At 59.3% G+C, this 13,620-nt stretch carries 12 protein-coding genes; 9 read left to right on the forward strand and 3 right to left on the reverse strand.

The window, feature by feature from the left end; genetic code table 11:
- Positions 1-46: 46 nt before the first annotated feature.
- Positions 47-1,039, forward strand: a complete 993-nt coding sequence (locus tag ACA071_RS28675) for an alpha/beta hydrolase family protein (RefSeq protein ID WP_497642115.1) — start codon at positions 47-49, stop codon at positions 1,037-1,039.
- A gap of 97 nt (positions 1,040-1,136) precedes the next feature.
- On the opposite strand, the gene ACA071_RS28680 is transcribed toward ACA071_RS28675, so the two are convergent.
- The 3 genes from ACA071_RS28680 to ACA071_RS28690 are packed head-to-tail and all read right to left on the reverse strand — an operon-like array spanning position 1,137 to position 3,593.
- Positions 1,137-1,904 carry a TerB family tellurite resistance protein gene (locus ACA071_RS28680; protein WP_497642116.1) on the reverse strand — a complete coding sequence of 256 codons (768 nt, stop codon included), beginning with the start codon at positions 1,902-1,904 and terminating at the stop codon, positions 1,137-1,139.
- A gap of 1 nt (position 1,905) precedes the next feature.
- On the reverse strand, positions 1,906-2,577 hold the full coding sequence (gene murU / locus ACA071_RS28685) for an N-acetylmuramate alpha-1-phosphate uridylyltransferase MurU (RefSeq protein ID WP_497642117.1): 672 nt from the start codon (positions 2,575-2,577) through the stop codon (positions 1,906-1,908).
- Positions 2,574-3,593: an aminoglycoside phosphotransferase family protein gene (locus ACA071_RS28690; protein ID WP_497642118.1), complete on the reverse strand. Its 1,020-nt coding sequence runs from the start codon at positions 3,591-3,593 to the stop codon at positions 2,574-2,576. Before ACA071_RS28690 ends, murU begins: the two co-directional genes overlap by 4 nt.
- Positions 3,594-3,724: 131 nt before the next feature.
- Here ACA071_RS28690 and ACA071_RS28695 point away from each other — a divergent pair, with 131 nt between their 5' ends.
- From ACA071_RS28695 to ACA071_RS28730, 8 genes are all read left to right on the forward strand, one after another.
- Positions 3,725-6,541: an LPS-assembly protein LptD gene (locus ACA071_RS28695; RefSeq protein WP_497642119.1), complete on the forward strand. Its 2,817-nt coding sequence runs from the start codon at positions 3,725-3,727 to the stop codon at positions 6,539-6,541.
- Positions 6,522-7,838 carry a peptidylprolyl isomerase SurA gene (surA, locus tag ACA071_RS28700; protein ID WP_497642120.1) on the forward strand — a complete coding sequence of 439 codons (1,317 nt, stop codon included), beginning with the start codon at positions 6,522-6,524 and terminating at the stop codon, positions 7,836-7,838. The genes ACA071_RS28695 and surA overlap by 20 nt, the downstream gene beginning before the upstream one ends.
- Positions 7,835-8,824, forward strand: a complete 990-nt coding sequence (pdxA, locus tag ACA071_RS28705; protein ID WP_497642121.1) for a 4-hydroxythreonine-4-phosphate dehydrogenase PdxA — start codon at positions 7,835-7,837, stop codon at positions 8,822-8,824. The genes surA and pdxA overlap by 4 nt, the downstream gene beginning before the upstream one ends.
- Complete coding sequence (rsmA, locus tag ACA071_RS28710; RefSeq protein WP_497642122.1) at positions 8,821-9,639, forward strand: 16S rRNA (adenine(1518)-N(6)/adenine(1519)-N(6))-dimethyltransferase RsmA; 819 nt, start codon at positions 8,821-8,823, stop codon at positions 9,637-9,639. The genes pdxA and rsmA overlap by 4 nt, the downstream gene beginning before the upstream one ends.
- Before the next feature lie 123 nt (positions 9,640-9,762).
- Positions 9,763-10,143 (forward strand): Co2+/Mg2+ efflux facilitator ApaG/CorD, encoded by a 381-nt coding sequence (apaG, locus tag ACA071_RS28715; protein WP_497642123.1) that lies wholly within the window; start codon positions 9,763-9,765, stop codon positions 10,141-10,143.
- A complete protein-coding gene (locus ACA071_RS28720; protein ID WP_497642124.1) occupies positions 10,143-11,024 on the forward strand; it encodes a symmetrical bis(5'-nucleosyl)-tetraphosphatase in 882 nt (293 codons plus the stop codon). The genes apaG and ACA071_RS28720 overlap by 1 nt, the downstream gene beginning before the upstream one ends.
- Before the next feature lie 33 nt (positions 11,025-11,057).
- On the forward strand, positions 11,058-11,387 hold the full coding sequence (glpE, locus tag ACA071_RS28725; RefSeq protein ID WP_401217733.1) for a thiosulfate sulfurtransferase GlpE: 330 nt from the start codon (positions 11,058-11,060) through the stop codon (positions 11,385-11,387).
- Positions 11,388-11,683: 296 nt separating this feature from the next.
- Complete coding sequence (locus ACA071_RS28730; RefSeq protein WP_054044143.1) at positions 11,684-13,606, forward strand: PrkA family serine protein kinase; 1,923 nt, start codon at positions 11,684-11,686, stop codon at positions 13,604-13,606.
- Positions 13,607-13,620: the final 14 nt, after the last annotated feature.

Consider the following 13,620-nt stretch of genomic DNA (forward strand, 5'->3'; position numbering starts at 1 on the left):
ACCAACCCATTAGGCTGCCGGAATAACTTCTGGCCTGGAATATCCGATGCCCCCTGTCTACCGCCTGGCACTGCCAGCATTGTGCCTGTCGCTGATCCTGCCTTGCGCCTTTTCCGTCGAGGCCGCCGACCCTGCTCCTGCACCTGCGGAAAAACCTGCCGAAGCAAAACCGGTCGAACGTCAGCCGCTGCTTGAGCGTAGTCAGGAAGAAGCGACCGCACTTGAGCGAAAAATCCCCGCCCAGGAGCAGCAACAGCTTCAGGCCGGCGCCGACACGTTTCTCGCCTTGTGGAAACCGGCCAACACCGCCGAACCCAAGGGTGCGGTGATTATCATCCCTGGCGCCGGCGAGACCGTTGACTGGCCGCAAGCAATCAGCCCTTTGCGCAACAAACTGCCGGACGCCGAGTGGAGCAGCCTGAGTATCACCTTGCCGGACCTGCAAAGCGATGCCATTGCGCCACGCGTCGCCGAAGTCCCGCCGACGATCAAAGCCCCTGAGACCGGCAGCAAAGACTCGACCACTGCAACGCCCATCGAGCAAGCGGCCAGCGGTGAAGCGGACGTCGCCGACAAAGCTGTCGTGGAAACTACCGAAGAACAGTCCAAGGCTGACGCCGAGCGAATCTTCGCCCGCATCGACGCTGCCATCGCCTATGCCGAACAGCAAAGTGCGCGTCGCATCGTGGTGCTGGGGCATGGCACCGGGGCTTACTGGGCCGCGCGCTACCTGAGCGAGAAGCAGCCTTCGCAAGTGGAGAAATTCGTGATGGTCGCGGCACAGACGCCGAAGGCAGGTAAACCGGAGCTGGTAGAACTGACGCCAACCCTCAAGCTGCCGACTGCCGATCTCTTTTATATGGACAGACCACTGGATCGCAATGCGGCACTCGCGCGCTTGCAAGCCAGTAAACGCCTGAAAACGTCTACGTTCAGCCAGGTGTCGCTCAAGGCATTGCCAGGCAATACCAAGGCTGAGCAGGAGCAACTGTTTCGCCGGGTGCGTGGGTGGTTGAATCCACAGCCTGTGACGGAGTAACAAAAAGCAAAATCAAAAGCTCGCAGCCTTCGGCAGCTCCTACAGGTGTACGCATTACCTTTGTAGGAGCCGCCGAAGGCTGCGATCTTTTGATCTGCTAGCGAAAATCCCGCCGCGCCTTGATCAACGTATAGGCGTTATGCAATTCGCGTGTCTTGTCCGTCGCCTCACGCACCTGCAGCGCTGTCGCCCCGGAACCCGCAATCTTGTCCGGATGATGACGACTGAGCAGACGCCGATACGCCCGTTTGATCTGCGCTGGCTCACTGGTAGCCGACACACCCAATAGCCGCATGGCGTCCTGATAAGTCACGGCGCTGCTGACCTGCGGGCGTTTCTGCGGTTCATAGTCGTGCGCCAACGCCAACACCTGCTGTGGCGTCCAGCCCAACCATTTACCCCATTGGGCCAGCAGCTCACGCTCACTGCTGCCCGCGCGACCATCGGCCCAGACCATCCGCCAACAGGCGCGCAGCACGCCTTCGGCCGCATGGGGTTGAGCACTCAAGCGCCGCAGATAGCCACGCAACCGGTCATGTCCGGTTTTGCCACGATTGAACGCGGCAATCGCGCGACGTTGCGCCGAGTCGGTCATATCCAGTGAACGCATCTCCTGACGCGCCTGCTGGATATGACCATCCACCACTCGCCCATCGCACTTGGCCAACCGGCCCAGCAACACGAACAACAGTTCATCGTTGCGCAACGCCGACCGACCGCCGAGTTTTTCCCGCAAATGCGCCCAGCTCTGCAAGTGCAAGCGCCGGTCCAGCGCCTGTCCCAACAAGGCACCGAGCATGGCCCCCGGAATGCTGGCTATGGCAAAGCCCGCTCCGGCTCCGATCAGAGTCCCTGGCCACAACATGTCAGCGTCTCGCTTCTATCAGGGTTTCGGCTTCGGCGAGGCGTTCGTACGTACCGACATCCACCCAATGCCCGGCCAGGTGTTCACCGGACACTTGTCCCGCGGCCATGGCCTTGCGAAACAGTGGCGCGAGCTTGAATGCCCCGGCCGAGCAGTCTTCGAACAGCTTCGGGTGCAGCACCGCGATGCCGCTGTAGGTCAGGGTCTCGGCACCCGGTTGCCCGTCTCGTACCTGGCCGTCGACCAGAACGAAATCCCCGGTCGGGTGATGGGCAGGGTTGTCCGCCAGCACCAGATGAGCCAGCCCGGCAATGGGCTGGCGTAGCGCGCTGAAGTCGTAATCGGTCCAGATATCACCGTTGACCACTACAAACGCTTCTTCACCCAGCAACGGCAAGGCACGGAAAATCCCGCCGCCGGTCTCCAGCGGTTCACCTTCCGGCGAATACTGAATACTGAGGTCATAACGCGAACCATCGCCCAGGTAGTCTTCGATCTGCTGACCGAGCCAGGCGTGGTTGATCACGATCTCCTTGAACCCGGCAGCCGCCAAGGCGCGCAGGTGATACTCGATCAACGGCACACCGCCGGCACGCACCAGCGGTTTTGGCGTGGTCAGGGTCAGTGGGCGCATGCGTTCGCCTTTACCCGCGGCCAGAATCATTGCCTTCATGCAGGGGCTCCAGCACGCAGACTGGCCAGCAACACATCCAGCTCTGCCAGCTCGGGACGACGGGCAATCACCGCGTCTATATAAGCAAAGAAGCGTGGCACGTCGGCGAGGTAGCGCGGCTTGCCGTCGCGGTGGCAGATGCGCGAGAAGATGCCGATCACTTTCAAGTGGCGCTGCACGCCCATCAGGTCGCTGGCACGGCGGAACTCTTCAAAGTCAGGCTGGACCGGAATACCCAGCGCACCGGCCTGTTGCCAGTAATCCTGCAGCCAGGCGTACACGCGTTCTTCGGGCCAACTGAGGAACGCGTCCTTAAACAGGCAGGTCACGTCATAGGTCACCGGACCATAGACTGCGTCCTGGAAGTCGAGCACGCCGGGATTCGGCTCGCTGAGCATCAGGTTGCGCGGCATGTAGTCGCGGTGTACCAACACCTTTGGCTGGGCCAGGGCGCTGTCGATCAACAGATCGCTGACTTGCTGCCAGAGCGTTTGCTGTGCGGCGTCGAACTCGATGCCCAACTCGTGCTTCGCGTACCACTCGGGGAACAGTTCCAGCTCGCGACGCAGCAATGCCACGTCATAACTTGGCAGTGGCGCTACCATCGGTAATTGCTGAAAAGCCAACAGCGCCTGTAGGGCATCCTTGAACAAATCGTCGGCGTTTTCGTTGTCGATGACGTCCAGATACGTCTTGTTGCCCAGGTCATTGAGCAAAAGAAAACCACGTTCAAGGTCTTCGGCATAAATTTTCGGCACATTTATTCCGGATTTCGCCAGCAAAAAAGCGATATCCACGAAGGGTTTGCAGTTTTCCTGGGGCGGTGGAGCGTCCATAACGACGAAACTTTTGCCCTCGCCTTCCCAACGGAAATAGCGCCGGAAACTCGCGTCGCTACTGGCCGCGGTCAACGTGGCCGGGGGGACGGCTCCCCAGCCTTGCTCGGCAAAGAGGGTCGCCAACTGTTCGTCGAGCCAAACTTTCAGGTGTTGCAAGCGTACATCTTGGTCAGGCATTACAAGGGTCTCCGACGGCGCTAGCCGTCAAGCGGGTCATGCTTTATTATCCAGCATCTTTTTCAGACCATCGAGAGGCGTGCGGCCCACCACCGCGGGCAGATGGCACGCAGGAAGCCCGGACTAATAAGATGGCATTGAAATCCCCCGCGTTTCGTAAAAAATTTCCGTTGTTGGTTACCGGCAGTCTGCTGGCCCTGCAACCCCTAGCCACTTCCTACGTGGTCGCCGCGGAACAGTATGACTGCTCAGTCTCTGCTTCGGGTGCCTGGGACTGTGCGCCCAAGTCGCCGGCAGCAGCCTTGCCGCCGCGACCCGTCCATGACGGCAGCGCAACAGCCACCGCGAACGGCGAAGCCCCGGCACAAAACGGCTCCAGCGAAGACACCGGCGCCAAGCCAGTGCTGGTGACCGAGTCCAAGGGCCGTGGCCTGAAGTCCCGTAGCGCAGACTACAGTCACCTCGACTGGGTTCCGCGCGAGAAGCTCACTGCTGCGCAGTTGGCCGAAACCGGTCCTTACTGCTCTGGTTCCTATATCGAACCAATTCGTCCTGGCATGAATGACAAGACGAATAAAAGTGACGCTCCGACCTTTATCGGCGCCAAGGCTTCGCGCTATAACACCGAAGATCAGATCGGCACGCTGGCCGGTGACGTGGTATTGCGTCAGGGCAGCATGCAGGCCGAAGCCGACGAGGCCAGCCTGTATCAGGCCGAGAGCCGTGGTGAACTGAGCGGTAACGTGCGCATTCGCGACAATGGCGCACTGATCGTGGGCGACCACGCCGACGTGCAGCTCGACACCGGTGAAGCCAAGGTCGATAACGCCGAATACGTGATGCACAAATCCCGTATCCGCGGGAACGCGCTGTACGCCAAACGTGCCGAGAACGCGATCATCCGCCTCAAGGATGGTACGTACACCACGTGCGAACCGAACAGCAACGCCTGGCAGCTCAAGGGCAACAACATCACCTTGAACCCGGCCACCGGTTTCGGTACCGCGACCAACGTGACCCTGCGGGTCAAGGACATTCCGGTCCTGTACACGCCTTATATCTACTTCCCGATCGACGACCGTCGTCAGTCCGGTTTCCTGCCGCCGACCATCGGCACCGGCAGCGATACCGGCTTCATGCTGGTCACACCGTACTACTTCAACCTGGCACCGAACTACGATGCCACGTTGTATCCGCGCTACATGAGCAAGCACGGCATGTTGGTGGAAGGCGAGTTCCGTTACCTGACCAAGTCCAGCGAAGGTCAGTTCGGAGCGGCGTACCTCAACGACGAAGATACCGATCGCAGCAAGCAGACCGATTACCAGAAAAACCGCTACATGTATAACTGGCAGCACAAGGGTGGCCTCGATTCGCGCGTACTCACGCAAGTCGACTACACCAAGATCAGCGATCCTTATTACTTCCAGGATCTGCAGACTGACCAGATTGGCGTGAAAAGCGCGGATTACGTGAATCAGCAGGCTTCCGTGACTTACCGTGGCGACAACTACACCGCCGCGGTAAATGCCCAGGCTTATCAGCTGGCGACCGTTTCGAACATCACGCCGTACAACCGCTTGCCGCAGATCACCTTTAATGGTGCGCTGCCATATCATCCAAACGGTCTTGATTTCAATTACGAGACAGAACTGGTTCGGTTCGATCGTGATTTAGAGGATGGTAACTTCGTAAACGAAGACGGCACCGTCGAGTCGCGGCTTGATAACAACGTGACTGGATTGGCACGGGCTACTGGCGACCGCTTGAATCTCAAACCAGGTGTCAGTTTGCCAATGAACTGGACCTACGGGTTCTTGAAGCCATCGCTCAAGTATCAGTACACCCAGTACCAATTGGATCTCGACGGCACTGGCAAGAGTCAAATCGTTGCTCAAGAGAACGCCGCAGCGGCTGCTGGCACCGACTATGTCGGTGGGAAATTCGGCAGCAATCAGAATCGCGGCGTTCCGATTGCCAGCATCGACAGCGGCCTGTACTTCGACCGCAATACCCAGTGGTTCGGCAAAAACTATCGCCAGACCCTGGAACCTCGCCTGTTCTACCTCTATGTCCCCGAGGAAGATCAGAAAGATATCCCGGTATTCGACACCAGCGAGTACACCTTCAACTACGCATCGCTGTTCCGCGACAACCGTTTCTCCGGCTCCGACCGCGTCGGCGACGAGAACAAGTTGTCCCTGGGCATTACCAACCGCTGGATCGAAGATAACGGTTTCGAACGTCAACGCATCAGCGTCGGCCAGGCCCTGTACTTCAAGGATCGCGAAGTCCAGTTGCCGGGTATCGATGCAAAAACCCGCGATGATGCGCATTCCAACGTTTCGCCTTATGCGCTGGAATACGAATACCGCTGGAACCGCGATTGGCGCACCACGGCCGACTACAACTGGGATCCGGACAGCCGCAGTCCACGTTCGGGTAGTGCGATGTTCCACTACCAGCCAGAAGACAACCCGAACAAGGTTATCAACGCCGGTTATCGCTATCGCAATGACCAGGTCCGTTACGACCAGAACACCGGTAAGTGGTCGGTGGGTGGCGGTGACTATGGCACCCCGGGCACCCCTGGCTACGTGAAGGATTACTACAAGATCCAACAGCACGACTTCTCGGTGATCTGGCCGATCGTGCCGCAATGGAACGCCATCAGCCGCTGGCAGTATGACTACAACCGCAACCGTACCCTGGAAGCCTTCGGTGGTTTCGAGTACGACAACTGCTGCTGGAAACTGCGCCTGATCAACCGTTACTGGGTCAGCTATGACGAATTCAGTCAGAACGCCCCGGAAAACGAAAAAGGCGACCATGGCATCTTCCTCCAAATTGTTCTGAAGGGACTCGGCGGCCTCACCGGCGCCAAGGTAGAGAGCTTCCTCGACAAAGGCATTCAAGGTTATCGTGAACGTGAAGACCAAGCTTTCTGATTGTCTGCGCCCGCTGTTGCTGGGCGCGCTGTTCCTGGGTACCGCGGCTAACGCCGCGGTACAGTCCATCGATAAAGTGGTGGCGATCGTCGATAACGACGTGGTCATGCAGAGCCAACTGGACCAACGGGTTCACGAGGTTCAGCAAACCATCGCCAAGCGCGGCGCAGCCGTACCGCCGACCAGCGTGCTGGATCAGCAGGTACTGGAGCGCCTGATCGTCGAAAACCTGCAATTGCAGATCGGCGAACGTTCCGGCATCCGCATTACCGATGAAGAACTGAACCAGGCCGTCGGCACCATTGCCCAGCGCAACAACATGTCGATCGATCAATTCCGCGCCGCCCTGGCCCACGACGGTCTGTCTTATGACGACGCCCGCGACCAGATTCGCCGCGAAATGATCATCAGCCGTGTACGTCAGCGCCGGGTGGCCGAGCGCATCCAGGTGTCCGAGCAGGAAGTGAAGAATTTCCTGGCGTCCGACCTGGGCAAAATGCAGCTGTCCGAAGAGTTCCGTCTGGCCAACATCCTGATCCCTACGCCGGAAAGCGCCAACTCCGACGCGATTCAGGCTGCGGCCAAACAAGCGGACGCGGTGTACCAGCAACTCAAGCAAGGCGCTGACTTCGGTCAGTTGGCGATCGCCAAATCCGCCAGCGAAACCGCACTGGAAGGCGGCGACATGGGCTTCCGTAAAGCGGCTCAATTGCCACCTCCGTTCGATCGCATGCTGAGCACCATGGCTGTCGGTGATATCACTCAGCCAATGCGTACACCGGGCGGCTTCATCATCCTGAAGATCCTCGACAAGCGTGGCGGCGAGACCCAGGTACGTGACGAAGTGCACGTGCGTCATATCCTGGTCAAACCTAGCCCGATCCGTGACGAAGCAAAAACCAAGGCTTTGGCTCAGTCGCTCTATACCCGAATCGAAGCGGGCGAAGATTTCGGCGAACTGGCGAAGAGCTTCTCGGAAGATCCGGGTTCCGCCCTCAACGGTGGCGACCTGAACTGGATCGACCCGAATGCATTGGTGCCTGAATTCCGCGAAGTGATGGCCAAGACCCCACAAGGTCAGCTGTCCAAGCCGTTCCAGACCCAATACGGCTGGCACGTCCTGGAAGTCCTTGGCCGTCGCGCCACTGACAGCACCACCCAGGCCCGTGAGCAGCAAGCAATGACCGTACTGCGTAACCGCAAATACGACGAAGAGCTGCAAACCTGGCTGCGTCAGATCCGTGATGAAGCGTACGTAGAGATCAAACTCCCTGGTGCAGACCAGGCAGCGCAGTGAAACCGAAGCGTTTCGCGCTGACACCCGGCGAGCCGGCCGGCATAGGTCCTGACCTGTGCCTGCTGCTCGCCTCGCAAGCCCAGCCACATCCCCTGATTGCCATTACCAGCCGCGACCTGCTCATTGAGCGGGCCGCGCAGTTGGGCGTGGCCGTCAAGCTGTTGCCGGTCACGCCGGACCACTGGCCAGATGCTCCGGCTCCGGCCAATAGCCTGTATGTCTGGGATACACCGCTCAACGCCAAGGTCACCGCCGGGCAACTGGACAAGGCCAATGCGGCGTTCGTCCTGGAAACCCTGACGCGTGCCGGCCAAGGCTGCATGGACGGGCATTTCGCCGGAATGATCACCGCCCCGGTCCACAAGGGCGTGATCAATGAATCCGGGATCGCCTTTTCCGGGCACACGGAATTTCTCGCCGACCTGACCCATACCGCACAAGTGGTGATGATGCTCGCTACCCGTGGATTGCGCGTGGCGCTGGTCACCACTCACCTGCCACTTCGCGAGATTGCCGACGCAATCACCCCGGAGCGTCTGGAGCGGGTCACGCGAATCCTGTACGCCGACCTGCAAGAAAAATTCGGCATAGCCCAGCCTCGTATCCTGGTGTGCGGGCTCAACCCTCACGCCGGCGAAGGCGGACACCTGGGCCATGAAGAAATCGACATCATTGAACCCACCTTAGAGCGCCTGCGCGGCGAGGGCATGGACCTTCGTGGTCCCCTGCCCGCCGACACTCTGTTTACCCCCAAATATCTGGAGCACTGCGACGCAGTGCTGGCGATGTACCACGACCAGGGTCTGCCGGTGCTGAAGTACAAAGGCTTCGGCGCGGCAGTCAACGTGACCCTCGGCTTGCCGATCATCCGCACATCGGTGGACCACGGCACAGCCCTGGACCTGGCCGGTAGCGGCAACATCGACACCGGCAGCCTGCAAGTCGCCCTGGAAACCGCCTACCAGATGGCCGAGACCCGTTTATGACCGAGCATTACCAACACAAGGCGCGCAAACGCTTTGGCCAAAACTTCCTGCACGATGCCGGTGTTATCGACCGCATCCTGCGTGCCATCCGCGCCAAACCTGAAGACCGCTTGCTGGAAATCGGCCCGGGCCAGGGTGCGCTGACTCAAGGCCTGCTCAACAGCGGCGCGCAGTTGGACGTGGTGGAGCTGGACAAGGACCTGATCCCGATCCTCAACCAGCAGTTCGCCAGCAAGGAAAACTTCAACCTGCATCAGGGCGATGCACTGAAGTTCGACTTCAACAGCCTGAACGCCGCGCCGAACAGCCTGCGCGTGGTCGGTAACCTGCCGTACAACATCTCCACGCCATTGATTTTCCACCTGTTGAACAATGCCGGCATCATTCGCGACATGCACTTCATGCTGCAAAAGGAAGTGGTCGAGCGTCTGGCGGCGGGTCCTGGTGGCGGTGACTGGGGTCGTCTGTCGATCATGGTTCAGTACCACTGCCGGGTCGAGCATCTGTTCAACGTTGGCCCGGGCGCGTTCAACCCGCCGCCGAAAGTTGATTCGGCCATCGTGCGCCTGGTGCCCCACGACGTACTGCCGCACCCGGCCAAGGATCACAAGCTGCTGGAGCGCGTCGTTCGCGAAGCCTTCAACCAGCGCCGCAAGACCCTGCGTAACACCCTCAAGTTGCTGCTGAGCAACGACGAGATCGAAGCCGCCGGCGTCGATGGCAGCCTGCGTCCCGAGCAACTCGACCTGGCTGCCTTCGTGCGCCTTGCCGACAAGCTCAGCGAACAAGTCCTACAGGCTCCTGTTGCCGACTGACAGGCGATGAGCGTTATCGGGTAGGACGCCAGACGCGATGTCTGGTTTACTACCCGATACTTGGCCTAGACTGAATCCCATCAGCTACGCCCCGCGTCCCGCTCCGTTTTTAAGGCCTCTTGCATGTCCGATCCTCGTTATCAGGTCGACGTCAGCGTCGTCACCCGCTATCTGGCAGAACAATCGCAACCCGAGCACAACCGCTTTGCCTTCGCCTACACCATCACCGTGCACAACAATGGCGAGCTACCGGCCAAGTTGTTGTCGCGGCACTGGGTGATCACCGACGGTGACGGGCATGTGGAAGAGGTTCGCGGTGCGGGCGTCGTGGGTTTGCAGCCGCTGATCCAGGCCGGCGACAACCACACCTACAGCAGCGGCACGGTGATGACCACCAAGGTCGGCACCATGCAAGGCACTTATCAGATGATTGCCGACGACGGTAAGCACTTCGATGCCGTGATCTCGCCTTTCCGTCTGGCGGTGCCCGGAGCCCTGCACTGATGGCAACGTACGCCGTCGGCGACCTGCAAGGCTGCCTCGAACCGCTGCAATGCCTGCTCAAGCAAGTGGCCTTCGACCCTGCCCAGGACAAACTGTGGCTGGTGGGCGATCTGGTCAACCGCGGCCCACAGTCGCTGGAAACCTTGCGCTTCCTCTATAGCCTCCGCGAATCGCTGGTGTGCGTGCTCGGCAACCACGACCTGCACTTGCTGGCCGCCGGGCACAACATCGAACGCCTGAAGAAAAACGACACCCTGCGCGAAATCCTCGAAGCGCCTGATCGCGCGGAACTGCTGGAGTGGCTGCGTCAGCAAAAACTCATGCACTACGACGAACAGCGCAATATCGCCCTGGTCCACGCCGGCATACCGCCCCAATGGTCGCTGCGCAAAGCCTTGAAGTGCGCCGGCGAAGTTGAAGCCGCCCTGCGTGACGACAATCTTTTCGCCCCGTATCTGGATGGCATGTACGGCAACGAGCCGACCAAATGGAACAGTGACCTCACTGGCGTCGATCGCTTGCGGGTGATCACCAACTATTTCACCCGCATGCGTTTTTGCACCAGCGAAGGCAAGCTCGACCTCAAGGGCAAGGAAGGCGTCGACACCGCACCACCGGGTTACGCCCCGTGGTTCAAGTACAAAGAGCGCAAGACCAAAGGTCTGAAGATCATCTTCGGCCATTGGGCAGCCCTTGAAGGCAAGTGTGACGAGCCAGGCATTTTCGCCCTCGACACCGGTTGCGTCTGGGGCGGTGCCATGACTCTGATGAACGTCGACACCCTGGAACGCCTGAGCTGCAAATGCGATGAACAGAGCCACACCAAGCCGTCAGTCGCCCCACTTATTCCCGAACAAACGTCAGCCAGCGCCCAGCGCTAGACTGCGCTTTCAGCCGAGCCACAGGAGCCCGCCATGAGCGAATTCAAACGTATCCCCCCAGAACAGGCCCAGACCCTGCGCGAACAAGGCGCAGTGGTGGTCGATGTTCGCGACCCTGCGACCTTTGCGGCCTTGCACATCAGCGGCTCGAAGCATCTGGACAATGTTTCCATCTCGGATTTCATCCGTGCCGCCGACCTCGACGCGCCGACTGTGGTGGTCTGCTATCACGGCAATTCCAGCCAGAGCGCCGCGGCGTACCTGATCAGCCAGGGCTTCTCCGACGTCTACAGCATGGATGGTGGCTTTGAGCTGTGGCGCACGACTTATCCCTCGGAAACAGCGCAAGGCACTTCCGAATAATTTTTTTGTAACGTGCAAGCCCCGGCCCCCGTGGGCTCGCGCGGTGGCAGACGAACGGTCTGCCACAACTAATTACGCATCTCGCCTTTACCTCCCGAATAAGCAACTATCCTTAAGCGCAGGCCATCCAAAACAGGGGAGAGCCGGTACACCGGCGCGCGGGTCATCGGGAGTAGCTTTCGGGGCGGTCAGCTGCGAAAGAGTTCTGGGGGGTAAACAGCAACTGACTATTCGGTTGCTGCCAGCATCGACTGAGTGATCCGGCGTCGGCTCCACGTATCGAGCGAGGTGACGTCATGAGTATCTTTAGCCACTTCCAACAACGCTTCGAGTCCACACGCCAGGAAGAACTCTCGCTGCAAGAGTACCTGGAGCTGTGTAAAAAGGACCGCAGCGCCTACGTTTCCGCCGCCGAGCGCTTGCTGCTGGCCATCGGAGAACCGGAGCTGCTCGACACCTCGGCCAACTCGAGACTGTCGCGAATCTTTTCCAACAAGGTGATCCGCCGCTATCCGGCCTTTGAAGACTTCCACGGGATGGAAGAATGCATCGACCAGATCGTGTCGTATTTCCGCCATGCCGCCCAAGGCCTGGAAGAGAAGAAACAAATTCTCTACCTGCTCGGTCCCGTCGGTGGCGGTAAATCGTCCCTGGCCGAAAAGCTCAAACAGCTGATCGAGAAAGTGCCCTTCTACGCGATCAAGGGCTCCCCGGTATTCGAATCGCCCCTGGGTCTGTTCAACGCCACTGAAGATGGCGCGATCCTCGAGGAAGACTTCGGCATCCCGAGGCGCTACGTCAACACCATCATGTCGCCATGGGCGACCAAACGCCTGGCCGAGTTCGGCGGTGACATCAGCCAGTTCCGGGTGGTGAAACTCTATCCGTCGATCCTCAATCAGATCGCCGTGGCCAAAACCGAACCGGGCGATGAAAACAACCAGGACATCTCGGCGCTGGTGGGTAAGGTCGATATCCGCAAACTGGAAGAATTCCCACAAAACGACGCCGACGCCTACAGCTACTCGGGCGCACTGTGCCGGGCCAACCAAGGCCTGATGGAATTCGTCGAAATGTTCAAGGCGCCGATCAAGGTGCTGCACCCATTGCTGACCGCCACCCAGGAAGGTAACTACAACAGTACCGAAGGCCTGGGCGCGATTCCGTTTACCGGGATCCTGCTGGCGCACTCCAACGAATCGGAGTGGCACACCTTCCGCAACAACAAGAACAACGAAGCGTTCATCGACCGGATCTACATCGTCAAAGTGCCGTACTGCCTGCGGGTCAGCGACGAAGTGAAGATCTACGACAAGCTGCTGTTCAACAGTTCGCTGGCCAAGGCCCATTGCGCGCCCGACACCCTGAAAATGCTCGCCCAGTTCACCGTGCTCTCGCGCCTCAAAGAGCCGGAAAACTCGAACATCTACTCCAAGATGCGCGTGTATGACGGCGAGAACCTCAAGGACACCGACCCGAAAGCCAAGTCGATCCAGGAATACCGCGACAACGCCGGTGTCGATGAAGGCATGAACGGCCTGTCGACCCGGTTCGCGTTCAAGATCCTGTCGAAAGTCTTCAACTTCGACCCGCACGAAATCGCCGCCAACCCGGTGCACCTGCTCTACGTGCTGGAACAACAGATCGAACAGGAGCAATTCCAGGCCGAGACCCGCGAACGTTACCTGCGCTTCCTCAAGGAATACCTGGCGCCGCGTTATATCGAATTCATCGGCAAGGAGATCCAGACCGCCTACCTCGAGTCTTACAGCGAGTACGGCCAGAACATCTTCGATCGCTACGTGCTGTACGCCGACTTCTGGATCCAGGACCAGGAATACCGCGACCCGGAAACCGGCGAGATCCTCAACCGCGTAGCGCTGAACGAAGAACTGGAGAAAATCGAAAAACCGGCCGGCATCAGCAATCCGAAGGATTTCCGCAACGAAATCGTCAACTTCGTGCTGCGCGCCCGGGCCAACAACAACGGCAAGAATCCAACCTGGCTCAGCTACGAAAAACTGCGGGTGGTCATCGAGAAGAAAATGTTCTCCAACACCGAGGACCTGCTGCCGGTCATCAGCTTCAACGCCAAGGCCAGCAAAGAGGACCAGCAGAAGCACAACGACTTCGTCACAAGGATGGTCGAGCGCGGCTACACCGACAAACAGGTACGACTGCTGTCCGAGTGGTATCTGCGGGTCAGAAAATCACAGTAACCCGCTGCCGGTAA

The organism is Pseudomonas sp. LBUM1646 (assembly GCF_059716165.1).

Bases quoted from the DNA above. Each gene is read 5' to 3' on its own strand.
- ACA071_RS28675 (WP_497642115.1), top strand. From the start codon at position 47: ATGCCCCCTGTCTACCGCCTGGCACTGCCAGCATTGTGCCTGTCGCTG.
- ACA071_RS28680 (WP_497642116.1), bottom strand. From the start codon at position 1,904: ATGTTGTGGCCAGGGACTCTGATCGGAGCCGGAGCGGGCTTTGCCATA.
- murU (WP_497642117.1), bottom strand. From the start codon at position 2,577: ATGAAGGCAATGATTCTGGCCGCGGGTAAAGGCGAACGCATGCGCCCA.
- ACA071_RS28690 (WP_497642118.1), bottom strand. From the start codon at position 3,593: ATGCCTGACCAAGATGTACGCTTGCAACACCTGAAAGTTTGGCTCGAC.
- ACA071_RS28695 (WP_497642119.1), top strand. From the start codon at position 3,725: ATGGCATTGAAATCCCCCGCGTTTCGTAAAAAATTTCCGTTGTTGGTT.
- rsmA (WP_497642122.1), top strand. From the start codon at position 8,821: ATGACCGAGCATTACCAACACAAGGCGCGCAAACGCTTTGGCCAAAAC.
- apaG (WP_497642123.1), top strand. From the start codon at position 9,763: ATGTCCGATCCTCGTTATCAGGTCGACGTCAGCGTCGTCACCCGCTAT.
- ACA071_RS28720 (WP_497642124.1), top strand. From the start codon at position 10,143: ATGGCAACGTACGCCGTCGGCGACCTGCAAGGCTGCCTCGAACCGCTG.
- glpE (WP_401217733.1), top strand. From the start codon at position 11,058: ATGAGCGAATTCAAACGTATCCCCCCAGAACAGGCCCAGACCCTGCGC.
- ACA071_RS28730 (WP_054044143.1), top strand. From the start codon at position 11,684: ATGAGTATCTTTAGCCACTTCCAACAACGCTTCGAGTCCACACGCCAG.